Annotated in this window: 1 pseudogene; it reads right to left on the bottom strand. The window is 50.7% G+C overall.

Annotation, left to right across the window (positions count from 1 at the left end):
• Window positions 1–278: pseudogene (locus R0J87_RS19845) on the bottom strand (16S rRNA (cytosine(967)-C(5))-methyltransferase RsmB); the annotation flags it as partial.

A 278-nucleotide genomic window follows, 5' to 3' on the forward strand; every position in this document is an offset into this window, starting at 1 on the left:
GTCGCGGGAATGATGCGTACGATTAATACGCAGCCACATTGGCGGACGCTGGTTATTGGCTTCGACGATGGATTGCCACTGCTCTGGATACGCTTTTTGCAGACGCTTCAGCAACCAGGAAGGATGCAGATAACGTGCATCACTGGCATTAAACTCGGCTAATAACTCTTCTTGCTGACGCTGGAACTGGCGTAATACACCGTTTATCAACCCTTTAAGTTGCGGACGCTTAATTGCGATAGCGCCTTCAACCGTTTCAGCCAGCGCAGCATGAGGTG

The organism is Halomonas sp. SIMBA_159 (genome assembly GCF_046536035.1).
GTDB classification, from domain to species: Bacteria; Pseudomonadota; Gammaproteobacteria; order Pseudomonadales; family Halomonadaceae; genus Vreelandella; species Vreelandella venusta_A.